This window comes from Janthinobacterium sp. SUN100 (genome assembly GCF_030397705.1).
Taxonomy (GTDB): Bacteria; Pseudomonadota; Gammaproteobacteria; order Burkholderiales; family Burkholderiaceae_D; genus Janthinobacterium; species Janthinobacterium kumbetense.
In genome coordinates, this window is the sequence record NZ_JAPUBU010000001.1 from 861,926 (window position 1) to 875,831 (window position 13,906).

The 13,906-nt window shown below is 64.1% G+C and carries 12 protein-coding genes; 7 read left to right on the forward strand and 5 right to left on the reverse strand.

Features of this window, described 5'->3' with window-relative positions:
* Nucleotides 1-28: 28 nt before the first annotated feature.
* On the reverse strand, nucleotides 29-2,794 hold the full coding sequence (gene ppc, locus O0881_RS03740; protein WP_289910222.1) for a phosphoenolpyruvate carboxylase: 2,766 nt from the start codon (nucleotides 2,792-2,794) through the stop codon (nucleotides 29-31).
* A 465-nt stretch (nucleotides 2,795-3,259) separates the two neighbouring features.
* Between ppc and O0881_RS03745 the strand changes: the two genes are divergently transcribed.
* A complete protein-coding gene (locus tag O0881_RS03745) occupies nucleotides 3,260-3,715 on the forward strand; it encodes an Rrf2 family transcriptional regulator (protein ID WP_251348507.1) in 456 nt (151 codons plus the stop codon).
* 64 nt (nucleotides 3,716-3,779) lie between these two features.
* Here the strand turns inward: O0881_RS03745 and O0881_RS03750 are convergent, their stop codons facing one another.
* From O0881_RS03750 to O0881_RS03765, 4 genes are all read right to left on the reverse strand, one after another.
* On the reverse strand, nucleotides 3,780-5,465 hold the full coding sequence (locus tag O0881_RS03750) for a cation acetate symporter (RefSeq protein ID WP_289910223.1): 1,686 nt from the start codon (nucleotides 5,463-5,465) through the stop codon (nucleotides 3,780-3,782).
* Nucleotides 5,462-5,770: a DUF485 domain-containing protein gene (locus O0881_RS03755; RefSeq protein WP_099667762.1), complete on the reverse strand. Its 309-nt coding sequence runs from the start codon at nucleotides 5,768-5,770 to the stop codon at nucleotides 5,462-5,464. The genes O0881_RS03750 and O0881_RS03755 overlap by 4 nt, the downstream gene beginning before the upstream one ends.
* A 129-nt stretch (nucleotides 5,771-5,899) precedes the next feature.
* Entirely contained in the window at nucleotides 5,900-7,096 is a 1,197-nt protein-coding gene (gene hmpA / locus O0881_RS03760; protein ID WP_289910225.1) for an NO-inducible flavohemoprotein, read from the reverse strand.
* A gap of 33 nt (nucleotides 7,097-7,129) precedes the next feature.
* Entirely contained in the window at nucleotides 7,130-7,543 is a 414-nt protein-coding gene (locus tag O0881_RS03765; RefSeq protein ID WP_289910226.1) for a hemerythrin domain-containing protein, read from the reverse strand.
* A 227-nt stretch (nucleotides 7,544-7,770) separates the two neighbouring features.
* Between O0881_RS03765 and O0881_RS03770 the strand changes: the two genes are divergently transcribed.
* The 6 genes from O0881_RS03770 to O0881_RS03795 are packed head-to-tail and all read left to right on the forward strand — an operon-like array spanning nucleotide 7,771 to nucleotide 13,885.
* A complete protein-coding gene (locus O0881_RS03770) occupies nucleotides 7,771-8,664 on the forward strand; it encodes an STAS domain-containing protein (RefSeq protein ID WP_289910229.1) in 894 nt (297 codons plus the stop codon).
* Nucleotides 8,665-8,671: 7 nt separating this feature from the next.
* Nucleotides 8,672-9,034 (forward strand): STAS domain-containing protein, encoded by a 363-nt coding sequence (locus tag O0881_RS03775; protein WP_099667758.1) that lies wholly within the window; start codon nucleotides 8,672-8,674, stop codon nucleotides 9,032-9,034.
* A gap of 10 nt (nucleotides 9,035-9,044) precedes the next feature.
* The gene (locus tag O0881_RS03780; protein ID WP_289910230.1) at nucleotides 9,045-9,482 is read left to right on the forward strand and encodes an ATP-binding protein; all 438 of its coding nucleotides are present in this window, start codon (nucleotides 9,045-9,047) and stop codon (nucleotides 9,480-9,482) included.
* On the forward strand, nucleotides 9,479-10,564 hold the full coding sequence (locus tag O0881_RS03785) for an ATP-binding SpoIIE family protein phosphatase (RefSeq protein ID WP_289910231.1): 1,086 nt from the start codon (nucleotides 9,479-9,481) through the stop codon (nucleotides 10,562-10,564). The genes O0881_RS03780 and O0881_RS03785 overlap by 4 nt, the downstream gene beginning before the upstream one ends.
* Nucleotides 10,561-12,384 (forward strand): ATP-binding protein, encoded by a 1,824-nt coding sequence (locus O0881_RS03790; protein ID WP_289910232.1) that lies wholly within the window; start codon nucleotides 10,561-10,563, stop codon nucleotides 12,382-12,384. The genes O0881_RS03785 and O0881_RS03790 overlap by 4 nt, the downstream gene beginning before the upstream one ends.
* The gene (locus O0881_RS03795; RefSeq protein ID WP_289910233.1) at nucleotides 12,371-13,885 is read left to right on the forward strand and encodes a response regulator; all 1,515 of its coding nucleotides are present in this window, start codon (nucleotides 12,371-12,373) and stop codon (nucleotides 13,883-13,885) included. Before O0881_RS03790 ends, O0881_RS03795 begins: the two co-directional genes overlap by 14 nt.
* The last annotated feature ends 21 nt before the right edge of the window (nucleotides 13,886-13,906 follow it).

Here is a 13,906-nt window from a genome sequence, read left to right on the forward strand (position 1 = left end):
TCTCCTTGATATTGTTTGAATGACTTACTTAACCACTATTTCTCAGTCCCGCCGCGATGCCATTGATCGACAAATGGATGCCCGTGCGCGCCGCCGCGTCCTGCTTGCCCTCGCGGAAGCGTTTCAGCAGTTCCACCTGCACGTGGTTGAGCGGATCGATGTAGGGGAAACGGTTGCGTATCGAGCGCTGCATCAACGGATTGGCTTGTTGCAACTCTTCCTGGCCCGTGATCAGTTTCAAGGCGTCCAGGGTGGCCGCGTATTCGGCGCGGATGCGCGTGAAGATGGCGTCGCGCAAGGCCTTGTCCTTGACCAGTTCCGCATACTTGCCGGCGATGGCGATGTCGCTCTTGGCCAGCACCATGTCCATGTTCGACAGCAGGGACGTGAAGAAAGGCCAATCCGTGTACATGCCGCGCAGCACGTCTGCCCCGTCAGCCGGATGGGCAGCCAGGTAGGCTTGCACGGCGGAACCGAAACCGAACCAGCCCGGCAGCATCAAACGGCATTGCGCCCAGCTCAAGACCCAGGGAATGGCGCGCAAATCCTCGATGGACGTGGATTTCTTGCGCGAGGCGGGACGGCTGCCGATATTCAGCGCGGCAATTTCCGCGATCACCGTCGATTCCCAGAAATACTGCTCGAAACCCTCCGTGCCGTAGACGAGGTCGCGGTAGGCGTTCAGTGCCGTGCCGGACAGCTCCTCCATGGCAGCCAAATGGCCCGCGCCGGCCGAGGCTTTCGGCTGCAATTGCGCCTGCGGCAGCAGGGTCGACTGGATGGTGGCGGCCACCAGCACTTCCAGGTTGCGGCGCCCTACTTCCGGGTTCGCATACTTGGCCGTGATGACTTCGCCCTGCTCCGTCAATCGGATCTGTCCCTGCACGGCGCCGGCCGGCTGGGCCAGGATGGCTTCGTAGCTGGGTCCGCCGCCACGTCCCACGGAACCGCCGCGGCCGTGGAACAATCGCAGCTTGATCTGGTATTGCTTGAAGACCGTCACCAACTCGATCTCGGCCTTGTAAAGTTCCCAGCCGGACGTCAAAAAGCCGCCGTCCTTGTTGCTGTCCGAGTAACCGAGCATGACTTCCTGCTGGTCCGCGCGCGAAGCCAGCAAGCCACGGTAGAACGGCAAGCCGAACGCGCGCGCCATGATGGCGGGGCCGGCGCGCAAGTCGGCTATGGTTTCGAACAGGGGGATGATGTTGACGTCCACTTCGCGGCTGTCCTGGCGCAGCAAACCCACTTCCTTGAGCAGCAAGGCCACTTCCAGCAAGTCCGAGACGCTGGCCGCCTTGGAAATGATGCAGTTCGGCACCGATTCGCGGCCGTACTTGACGTGCGCTGCGCGCACGGCGCGGAAGATGTCGAGTTCGGACGTCGTTTCTTCCGAGTACTGCGCATACGGCGACGTCAGCAGGCGTGGCGACTCCAGCTCGGCCAACAGCAAGCTGATGCGTTGCTCTTCATCGAGGTCCAGGTAGACGAGGCCCGGCTGGGCGCCCGCGAACAGTTCGCCCACGACGCGCTCATGCACGTCGGAATTCTGGCGCAAATCGAGCGGCGCCAGCGAAAAGCCGAACACCTTCACGGCGCGGCGCAGCTGGCGCAGCCGGCCACGGGCCAGCGCGCGCAAGCCATTGCTGACGAGCGAATGCTGGACCACGTCCAGGTCGGCCAGCAGGTCAGCAGCGGCAGCGTAGGGCTGCACGCCGTCTGCCTGCTTGCCCGCATTGTCACCCTTCTTGGACAGCACGACCCGCGTGGCATCCAGGCGCGCATGGATGCCGTGCAAGGCGCGGCGGTACGGCTCGTCGACGCGGTGCGGCGAGGCGTCGGCCGAGCGTTCCGCCAGCGCGCGCAGCGGCTCGCTGCAGGCATTGAGTATTTGCGCCAGCGACAGTTGCGAAGCGAGCTTGCGCAATTCGCCCAGGTAAAAATCGAGCACCTTGTCGGCCTGCGTCTGCAGGGTGCTGCGCAGGATGTCGGCAGTAACGAACGGGTTGCCGTCGCGGTCGCCGCCTATCCAGCTGCCCACCTTCATAAAATTGGGCAATTCCGCATCTTCCCAGCGAGCATCGCGCTGGGCCAGCATGGTTTCCAGCGAAGAATACAATTTCGGCAATTCGCGCAAGATCGTGTGGTCGTAGAACGACAGGCCATTGGCCACTTCATCCATGACAGACAGCTTGCTCGTGCGCAACAGACGCGTCTGCCACAAAGTGACGATGCCGCGGCCCAGCGCCTCTTCGTTCTGTTCCGCCTCTTCCGGCGTCATTTGCACGCGGTCGCGCTCGCTCAACAGGCGCGCGATAGCCATCTGGCAATTCTGGATGCTCTTGCGCTGCACTTCCGTCGGATGCGCCGTGAAGACGGGGCTGACGAACGCATCTTCGAAGAACGTCTCCAGCGCATCGGCCTTGCCAGCGTCAAACACATTGCCGACGGCATGGCTGAGGCTACCCTGGCGCGGCGGCGAGCCGGCGATCAGATGGGCGCGCGTGCGGCGGATGTGATGTTGATCTTCCGCAATATTGGCCAGCAGCGAGAAATAGCTGAAAGCGCGCGTCAATTGCGTGGTTTCTTCCTGCGACAGCGCTTGCAGCGCGTCCGACAGCTGCGCGCGCGCTGCTTCATCATTGTCGCGGCGGAAACGGATGGCCAGCTGGCGCACATGTTCGATGCGTTCGAAGGCGGGGTCGCCCAGGTGGTTGCGGATGGCGTCGCCCAGCAGACGGCCCAGCTGGCGGATATCGCTGCTCAGCAGCTCGTCTTTCACTTCATTCATTTGCATGGTATTCATTTCCTGGGGCGGCCACGGCGGCACCGCACAGATTGCGTAGTACGCGCTTCCCGGCCCGGGAAACGCCCATCGTCGAATTTGTAGTAAATTTACCTTATTGCTTCACCATCCTCTTGATTTCCATCAATAAAAATCATATCCAAAGGGCCGACAAGGGCTTGCGAGCTGTTTGCCAGGGCAACAATATGAAAATTTACTACGCATTTAAGCGAAAGGCAATCAACTTTTGTCTTTCGAGGCTGAAAAGTGACGACGCAACACACATGGCCGGCGCTCTCCTGTATGCTGGCGGCTGAAACAAGGATGTAATCCACATCTTTCACACGCCGGACAAAACCGTAGCGAGCGGATGTGAGTTGTGGCCGAGAAGCGGAGCTGCGCGGATGCGCAGTGAGCATCGGAGGCCGCAAGTCGCGACGCGCAGCAGGTTTGTCGGGTGTTTTACTCCCTTCTCCCATGCGACTGACTGCCTACACTGACTACACCCTGCGCACCCTGATGTACCTGGGCGTGCACCGCGACCGGCTCGTGACCATCCAGGACATTGCCGACCTGCACTCCATCTCGAAAAATCATTTGATGAAGGTGGTGCACCAGCTGGGCCTGTCGGGCATCGTGGAAACGGTGCGTGGGAGAAATGGCGGCCTGCGCCTGGCGCGCGACCCGGCCGAGATCAATATCGGCACCGTCGTGCGCGAAACGGAAAACGATTTTTTCATGGCGGAATGTTTCAACAAGGAAAATAATACCTGTCCGCTCACGCCCGATTGCCTGCTGAAGGCCAAGCTGGGCCAGGCCACGGCCGCCTTCCTCGCCGTGCTCGACACGGTGACCCTGGCATCGATACTCGACGCGACGCCGGGCGCGCCGGCGCTGGCGGCGGGCGTCATCCCCCTGCGCGTGGCAAAGTAAGCGCGCCAAAAACAACAATGCCCGGCGAACCGGGCATTGTTTCCTTCAGCAACTCCTGTTTACATCAATGCGCGCTGGCGCCTGCCGCGCCGATGCCCGTTTCCGAACGCATTTGCTGCGCTTCGTAACCGGCGCGGTCGATGCGTGCGCGGGGGCTCTTGTCGAGCACCGAGAACAGCCAGATGCCGACGAAGCCGGCCGTCATCGAGAACAGCGCCGGCGAGGCATACGGGAACAGCGCTTCGCCATGGCCCAGCACGTCGACCCACACGGACTTCGACACCACCGTCAGCGCGACGGCCGTGATCAAGCCCAGGAAGCCGCCGATGGTGGCGCCCCGCGTGGTGCAATCCTTCCACAGCACCGACATGAACAGCACGGGGAAGTTGGCCGAGGCGGCAATGGCAAAAGCCAGCGAAACCATGAAGGCGATGTTCTGCTTTTCAAAGGCGATGCCCAGCACCACGGCGATAATGCCCAGCACGATCGTCGTCACGCGCGACACTTTCAATTCATTGGCGCCCGTGGCCTTGCCCTTCTTGATGACGGTGGCATACAGGTCGTGCGACACGGCCGACGCGCCCGACAGGGTCAAGCCCGCCACGACGGCCAGGATGGTGGCAAACGCGACGGCCGACATGAAGCCGAGGAAGACATTGCCGCCCACGGCCTTGGCCAGATGCACGGCCGCCATGTTGTTACCACCCAGCAATTTACCTGCGGCATCCTTGAACTCGGGATTGGTACTCACCAGTACGATGGCGCCAAAGCCGATGATGAAGGTCAGAATGTAAAAGTAGGCGATCCAGGTGGTGGCCCAGAACACGGATTTGCGCGCTTCCTTGGCGCTGGGCACCGTGAAGAAACGCATCAGGATGTGCGGCAAGCCGGCCGTACCGAACATCAGCGCCATGCCGAACGAAATGGCGGAAATAGGATCCTTGATGAAGGAACCGGGGCCCATGATGGCTTCCTTGGTGGCGTGCACGTCCACCGACTTGGCGAACAGCGCTTCCGGGCTGAAGTTGAACTGCGCCAGCACGGCCACGGCCATGAAGGTGGCGCCGCCCAGCAGCATCACAGCCTTGATGATCTGCACCCAGGTGGTGGCCGTCATGCCGCCAAACAGCACATAGATCATCATCAGGGTGCCGACCAGGACGACGGCGATCCAGTATTCCAGGCCGAACAGCAGCTTGATCAGCTGGCCTGCGCCCACCATCTGCGCGATCAGGTAGAACGCCACGACGACCAGGGTGCCGGAGGCCGAGAAAATGCGGATCGGCGCCTGCTTGAAGCGGTAGGCGGCCACGTCGGCAAAGGTGAAGCGGCCCAGATTGCGCAGGCGCTCGGCCATCAGGAAGGTGATGACGGGCCAGCCGACGAGAAAGCCGATGGCGTAGATCAGGCCATCGTAGCCGTTCAAAAAGACGGCGGCGGAAATGCCGAGGAAGGAAGCGGCCGACATATAGTCGCCCGCGATGGCCAGGCCGTTCTGGAAGCCCGTGATGCCGCCGCCGGCCGTGTAGAAATCGGAAGCCGACTTGGTTTTCGCTGCCGCCCACTTGGTGACGAACAGCGTGAAGATGACGAAGGCGGCGAACATGATGATCGCCGTCCAGTTGGTCGGTTGCTTGACTGCCTGGCCCAGGTCGGCGCCGGCCGCCAGCACGCTGCTGCTGGCGCCCGCCAGCAAGACCAGGCTTGCCAGGCAGGCGAGTTTGCGTTGCGTCAATGTAGTGCCGTTCATGCTTGCACCCGTGCCTGGATGGCGTTGCTCAAGTCATCGAATTGCTTGTTGGCGCGGCGCACATAGATGCCCGTGACCAGCACGGTAAACACGATGACGAACAAGCCGATCGGCATGCCCCAGGTCATCACGCCGGTGCCCGTCTTAGTGGCGAGGAATTCCTTGTTGAAGGCGATGAGCAGGATGTAGCCGTAGTACACCAGCATCATCAGGCCCGTCAGCGCCCAGCCGAAGCGGGAACGCACCTTGACCAGTTGGTGATAGTTGGGGTCGCTCTTGATTTTTTGAACGAGATCGTCATGCATTGTGTTGCCTCCTGTTATGTAAAAGCTGCTCTGTTGTTTTCGAGCTTGGATTCACAGTACAGCGCGAGGCTTACCCGCCCCTTACGGCAGCGTTTTTTCTCGCGGGGACAACACAAGGCAGGAAAAAAATCAATTCAGTGCAGCAGCCGGTCCGAAGAACTCGTGGTGCGTCTGCTGTTCCGGCACGCCCAGTTCGCGCAAGTATTGCTTGACGGCCCGCATGAATGGCTGCGGCCCCAGGAAGTAGGCGTCGACGTCGCGCGAGGCCGGCAGCCAGCTGTTCAACTGCTCTTTATTCAGCAAGCCGACGGCATCCGGCGCGGCGGCGCCCGGCGCATCGTGTTCGCCGCCATGTTCCGCATAGCAGTAATAACGCTGCAGCTGCGGGTGCTGCGCGGCCAGTGCATCGATCTGCGCGCGGAATGCATGCACGCCGTGGTTGCGCGCCGCGTGGATGAAGTGCACGGGACGCTTGCCGCGCAGGGCCGCCGTCAGCATGGCCAGGGTGGGCGTGATGCCCACGCCGCCGCTGATCAGCACCAGCGGCTTGTCGCTCTCCGTCAGCACGAAGTCGCCCGATGGCGGCGTCAGCTGCACGGTGTCGCCCGCCTGCACGTGGTCGTGGAAGAAATTCGATACCTTGCCGCCCTCTTCGCGCTTGACGCTGATGCGGTAAGTCTGGCCATTGCTGGCGGCCGACAAGGAATACTGGCGGCGCATGGGCACGCCATCGACGGTAGTCACCACGCCAATGTATTGACCTGGCGCAAAGTCGAGCACGGGCTGGCCATCGGCGGGCGCCAGCAGGAAGGACGTGATCTCGGCGCTTTCCACGCTCTTGCTGCGCACGATAAAGTCGCGCGCGCCGCTCCAGCCGCCGGGCGCGGCCGCTTGCGCCTTGTAGATGCGCCCTTCTTCGCCGGCCAGGATATCGGCCAACTGGCCGTAAGCCGCGCCCCAGGCATCGATGACGGCGTCGCTGGCCACTTCTTCGCCCAGCACTTCGCGGATGGCTTGCAGCAGGCTGGCGCCCACCAGCGGATAGTGCTCGGCGCGAATTTGCAGAGCCACGTGCTTGTTGACGATGGTGGCCACCAGGTCCCCCAGCGCGGCAAGCTTGTCGATATTTTTGGCATACATCAGCACGCCATTGGCCAGCGCGCGCTGCTGGTCGCCGCTGTGCTGGTGCGCCTGGTTAAAGTACGGCAGCACTTCGGGATGGTCGCGGAACAGATTCTTGTAGAAATGGCGGGTCAGCGCTTCGCCGCCCTGCTCGAGGATGGGGACGGTGGCCGTGATGATGGCGCGTTGTTCTTGGGTCAGCATGTAAAACTCCTGTGTCTATATGGGTAAGCGGTGTCAGGCCAGCGATTCAATGGCCGGATACAGATCGTGGTCTTCGCGCCGCATGCGCTGGAACAGCGCGTGCAGCACGGTATTGGCTTCGCTGCGGAAGGCGTCCGGTTCGGCTTCCAGGCGCACGGGCGTATTCCAGCGGCCGGCGAAATCCAGGTAGGCGCCGGCGATGCCGTGCATCTCGTTTTCGTACTGGCGTCCCAGCCGGGCCACCTCGGCCACGCCGCACGCCTGCGCGGCCGGATACAGGTAGCGCTGCTCGACGGCCAGGTGCAGCTTGATCAAGCCGCTCATGGCGATGATCTGGTCGGCAATGGCCTGCGCCTGCGCGCCGACACCGCCGCGCGCCAGCTGGCGCAAGTCATCGATGGCGGCCAGGATGGCCAGGTGCTGCTGTTTGAATTTGTCGATATTCATGATGTTTTTCTCTTGTTGAGTGTTCCCAGTGTAGCGGAATTCGCTTAAACATGCAAACTACATGCATCTTTAAAAACGCCAATGTTTCCCACAAGAATGTACATCGACATGCGCCACTATGTGCGGCACAGAACACAAGCTATGGCCACGCCTGCCTATAATTTATTCATCACAGCGCGTGCCCGCTTGCGGCCGCGCCGCACCCTCCACTCCAGCCAAGGATGAGCATGAGTATGAAGACGGACACGGTCAAGACGGGCACGAGCCAGGCGCAGCAACTGGCCGGCATCATCAACGAACACCACACGGCATTGCTGGACGGCTGGATGGCCGGCCTGATCGCCCGCCTGGTGCGGCGCGACAAGATCGCCGAAAACGAGCTGCGCCAGCAGGCATCGCAATTCCTGCCGCTGCTGGCGGGCGCGCTGGAAAACGGCGACTCGTTCGACATCGAAGGCGGCGCCTGGGACGACACGCGCCAGCTGCTCGCGGAAATATCGCAGTCGCGCGTGCGCCAGGGCTATTCGCCGATCGACACGGCCAGCTTCATGTTCTCGCTCAAGGAACCGCTGTTCACCTACCTGCGCCAGGAAATCACGGCGCAGCCGCAGGAACTGGGCGACGCCATCGTCAGCACCAGCAAGCTGTTCGACGAGCTGGGCCTGCTCACCATCGCCATCTACCAGAAGGCGCGCGAACAGGTGATATTGCGCCAGCAGCAGGAATTGCTGGAACTGTCCACGCCCGTAGTGCAGCTGTGGCAAAACGTGCTGGCCCTGCCCCTGATCGGCACCCTCGACAGCGCGCGCACGCAGGTGGTGATGGAAAGCCTGCTGCAAAAGATCGTCGACACGGGCGCGCTGATCGCCATCATCGACATCACGGGCGTGCCCACGGTCGACACCCTGGTGGCGCAGCACCTGCTGAAAACCATCGCCGCCGCGCGCCTGATGGGCGCCGACTGCATCATCAGCGGCATCCGCCCGCAGATCGCGCAAACCATCGTGCACCTGGGCGTGAACCTGGAAGACGTGATGACCAAGGCCACGCTGGCCGACGCCTTCGTCGTGGCCCTGAAGCGCACGGGCTCCAGCATCACCTACCAGCAGCAAACACACTGAGGCGCCTATGGAAAGAATCCCCATTTTACGCATGGGCCGGCTGCTGCTGGTGACGATCCAGGTGGACATGCACGACCGCCTGGCGATGACCTTGCAGGACGACCTGACCACCCGCATCGTGACGGACCGCGCCACGGGCGTGCTGATCGACATTTCCGCGCTCGACATCGTCGATTCCTTCATCGGCCGCATGATCAGCAACACAGCGGCGATGGCGAAAATCCTCGACGCGCGCACCGTCGTCGTCGGCATGCAGCCGGCCGTCGCCATCACCCTGGTGGAACTGGGCCTGACCCTGGAAGGCGTCAGCACGGCCCTGAACGTGGAACGGGGGATCAAGCTGCTGGAACGGGGCGGCGCATGCGCATGACGGGGGCGCAGTGCTAGGCGCGCAGGCACAGGAGCGGGCGCAGGCCGGGTCGCAGCAGATTCTGCCCCTGCACAGCGACGAAGACGTCGTGCGGCTGCGCAAGCAGGTGCGCGACAGCATGGTCGCCATGGGTTTTGGCCTGATCGAACAGACCAAGATCATCACGGCGGCCAGCGAACTGGCGCGCAACACCCTGCGCTACGGCGGCGGCGGCGAAGCGCGCATCGCGCGCGTCTGCGATGGCGCGCGCCAAGGACTGGAACTGCGCTTTGTCGATGCGGGACCGGGCATCGACGATATTCCCCTGGCGCTGACCGATGGCTATACCAGCGGCGGCGGGCTGGGACTGGGGCTGGGCGGCGCCAAGCGCCTGGCCGACGCCTTTCACATCGACACGGCGCCCGGCGCGGGCACCACTGTCACCATCGCGAAATGGAAGCTGTTTTGAACCACCTCGAGCAAGCCCCTGACATTGCCAGGCAACGCCGTTTTTCCGTCGGCGAACCGAGCGAAATCGCCACGGCCCGCCGCGCCGGCAACGAACTGGCGCGCCACATCGGCTTCGACGACGTGCGCACGGGCCAGTTGGCCATCATCATCAGCGAAGCGGCGACCAACATCGTCAAGCACGCGCAGCGCGGCGAAATCCTGCTGCGCAAGGTGCTGCGCGGCGGCACCAGCGGCATCGAAGTGCTGGCCATCGACAACGGCCCCGGCATGGCGAATGTGCGCCAGCACATGCAGGATGGCCATTCCACCACGGGCACCTACGGCGTGGGACTGGGCGCGATACGCCGCCTGAGCCAGGAATTCGACCTGTACACGGCGCCCGGCAAGGGCACGGTGCTGATGATGGTGGTCTGGGGGCCGAACGCCAGCAGCGCCATCCCGGCCAGCCCGAACTGGCAGATCGGCGCCGTCTGCCTGCCGCTGGCCTCGGAACAGGTATGCGGCGACGCCTGGAACGTGGTCTGCGAAGGCCATGAACTGAGCCTGATGGTGGCCGATGGCCTGGGCCACGGCCCGCTGGCGGCGCGCGCCTCGGAATGCGCCAGCGCCCTGCTGGAACACGACACGCCGGGACTGCCGCCGCTGCCCGCCCCCTTCATCGAGCTGGCCAACGGCGCCCTGCGCGCCACGCGCGGCGCGGCCCTGGCCCTGGCGCATATCGACAGCGCGCGCCGCCAGTTGCGCTACGCGGGCGTGGGCAATATCGCCGCCTGCGCCTTCGATGCGCGGCAGCGCCGGCATTTGCTGTCGCACAACGGCATCGTTGGCAGCAACTTGCGCAAGGTGCAGGAATTCTGCTATCCGTGGCAGCCTGGCGCGACCTTGATCATGCATAGCGACGGCCTGCACACGCGCTGGGACCTGGAACAGTATCCGGGCCTGGCGCACTGCCACCCCAGCCTCGTCGCCGCCGTGCTGTACCGCGACTTTGCGCGCGGGCGCGACGACGTCACGGTGGTGGTGCTGCGCGAACATGAGGAACAGCAGGCCGTGACGGGGGAAAGGAGCGAAACGACATGACACGACGCATATTGACGGCCCATATCGGCAGCGAACTCGATGTGGTGGGCGCACGCCAGCGCGCGCGGCAGATCGCCGCCCTGTGCGGCTTCGGCGTGCAGGACCAGGTGCGCATCGCCACGGCCGTATCGGAACTGGCGCGCAACGTCTACAACTACGCCGGCAGCGGCAAGGTGCATTTCGCCATCGATGGCCAGACGGCGCCGCAGGTGCTCAGCATCCGCATCGAGGACCAGGGCCCCGGCATCGCGCAGCTGGAACAGATACTGGCCGGCACCTACCGCTCGCCGACGGGCATGGGCCTGGGCATCCTGGGCGCCCAGCGCCTGATGGACCGCTGCCATATCCGCAGCGCGCCGGGCGACGGCACGCAGATCACCCTGCACAAGCTGTTCCCGCGCGACGCGCCCCTGCTCGACGGCGGCAAGATCGGCACGCTGTCCGGCAGCCTGCAGGCGCTGCCCCCGGACATCACACTGTCGGAAGTGCAGCAGCAGAACCGCGAGCTGCTGACCACCCTGGCAGAACTGAAGACGCGGCAGGACGACCTGCTGCAGCTGACGCGCGAACTGGAAGACACCAACCGCGGCGTGGTGGCGCTGTTCGCGGAACTGGACGAAAAAGCCGACCACCTGCGCCGCGCCGACCAGATGAAATCGCGCTTCCTGTCGAACATGAGCCATGAATTCCGCACGCCGCTCAGCTCCATCCGCGCCCTGTCCAAGCTGCTGCTCGACCGCATCGACGGCGATCTGTCGGAAGAGCAGGAAAAGCAGGTGCTGTTCATCCTGCAAAGCGCCGTCAGCCTGAGCGACCTGGTGAACGACTTGCTGGACCTGGCCAAGATCGAGGCGGGCAAGGTCGATGTGCACGCCAACAGTTTCCAGGTCGCCGACCTGTTCAGCGCCCTGCGCGGCATGCTGCGCCCGCTGCTGGTGTCCGATGCGCTCACCTTGACCTTCATCGACCCCGATCCGGCGCTGCACATCCACACGGATGAACGCAAGCTGTCGCAAATCCTGCGCAACTTCATTTCCAACGCCCTCAAGTTCACGGAAGCGGGCGCCATCATCGTCAGCGCCACGCCCTTGCCGGAACAGGACGCGATCCGCTTTTCCGTCTCCGACACGGGCCTGGGCATCGCCGCCGAAGACGTGCAGATGATCTTCGAGGAATTCAGCCAGGTGGAAAACCACATGCAGCGCAAGGTCAAGGGCACGGGTCTGGGCTTGCCCCTGTGCCGCAACCTGGCCACCCTGCTCAATGGCACGGTGAGCGTGGAAAGCACGCCGGGCCACGGTTCGCTGTTTTCCGTCGTCCTGCCCGCCAGCTACCACGCGCCCGAAGGCAGCCTGCCCCCGTGCGCGCCAGCCAACGACAATGGCAACGACCAGCGCATCGCCGTGCTGGTGGTGGAAGACAATCCGCCCGTGCGCCTGCTGTATGAAAAATTCCTGGCCGGCAGCGAATTTCGCGTCGTCCCCGCACGCAGCGTGCGCGAGGCGCAGGAGCGCTGGGAACAGCAGCGCCCCGCCGCCGTCATCCTCGATATCCTGCTGCACGGTGAAACGGCCTGGCACTGGCTGGCCGAGCTGAAAAACGACCCGCTGCGGCGCCAGGTGCCCGTCATCGTCGCCACCGAGATCGACGACGTGCGCAAGGGCCTGGCCCTGGGCGCCGACGCCTACTACGTCAAGCCGCTGCCGCGCCAGCAATTACTGGCGACCCTGCGCGCGCTGATCGGCAATCCACACCACCGGCAAGAGCCGGTTCCGCCGCAAGGCACAACCACCTGGGACAATGCGCATGCTACCGGATAACAACAGCGATGCTCTGATCCTGAACGTCGATGACAGCGATGGCGCCCGCTACGCCAAGTCGCGCATCCTCCAACGCGCCGGTTTCAAGGTCATCGAAGCGTCGAACGGGGGCGACGCGCTGCTGCGCGCCCGCCATGACCGCCCCAACCTGATCCTGCTCGACGTCAAGCTGCCCGACATCAACGGCCTGGAGGTGTGCCGCCAGTTGAAGGGCGGCGCCGAGACGAACACCATCCTGGTGCTGCAAACGTCGGCTTCCTGCATCGGCACGGCGGACAAGATCCGCGCCCTGGACGGCGGCGCCGACAATTACCTGGTCGAGCCCATCGAGGCCGATGAACTGATCGCCAACGTCAAGGCCCTGCTGCGCCTGGGCCGCGTCGAGCGCGCGCTGCGCGACGTGGATCGCCGCAAGGATGAATTCCTGGCCACCCTGGCGCACGAATTGCGCAATCCGCTGGGCCCCATCCGCACGGCGCTGGCCCTGCTGTGCAAGCTCGACCCCGTCGTGCCGGCCGCGCAGGACAATGCGCGCCGCACCATCGGCCGCCATACCGATCACCTGGTGCGCCTGGTGGACGACCTGCTCGACGTGTCACGCATTTCGCAGGGCAAAATCTCGCTGCAATGGGAAAGCGTAAGCCTGGCCAGCGTCATCCGCAGCGCGCTGGAGACGAGTTCGCACAGCATCGAGGCGCGCGGCCATGCGCTGGACGTGAACCTGCCCCGGGAAGAACTGTGGGTCTGCGGCGACGCCGTGCGCCTGTCGCAGATCGTCGCCAACCTGCTGCTCAACGCGGCCAAGTTCACGGCGCCGGGCGGGCGCATCGCCATTACCGCCGTGCGCGAAGGCGACAATGTGCGCATCCGCCTCAGCGACAACGGCATCGGCATCGCCGCGGCCAGCATCGACAGCATCTTCGGCCTGTTCGAGCAGAGCGGCCACTCGCCCGACCGGGTGCAGGATGGCCTGGGCATCGGCCTGTCGCTGGTGCGCAACCTGGTGACCCTGCACGGCGGCCAGGTCAGCGTGCGCAGCCCCGGCGTAGGCCTGGGCAGCACCTTCGAAGTCCTGCTGCCGCTCGACGCCAACGTGCCGCTGCCGGCCGCGCCAGCGCCGCAGGCCGCCACCGGCGGCAGCCAGCGCATCCTCGTCGTCGACGACAACCGCGATGCGGCCGATACCCTGGCCGAACTGCTGGAAATGTACGGCCACACGGTGCGCACGGCCTACACGGGCGCGCAAGCCACCGAGCGCACGCTGGAATTCAAGCCCGACATCGTCTTTCTCGACATCGGCCTGCCCGACACGAGCGGCTACGACGTGGCCGTCAAAATGCGCCAGCTGCCGATACCGCAGCAATTCCTGCTCGTCGCGCTGACCGGCTACGGCCAGGAACACGACCGCCAGGCGGCCCTGCAGGCCGGTTTCAACGAACACTTCGCCAAACCCGTCGATTTCGGCAAGCTGGCCATGCTGGGATTGCATATCGCCCCCTGAGCGGGGTGGCGACTGCCTGCG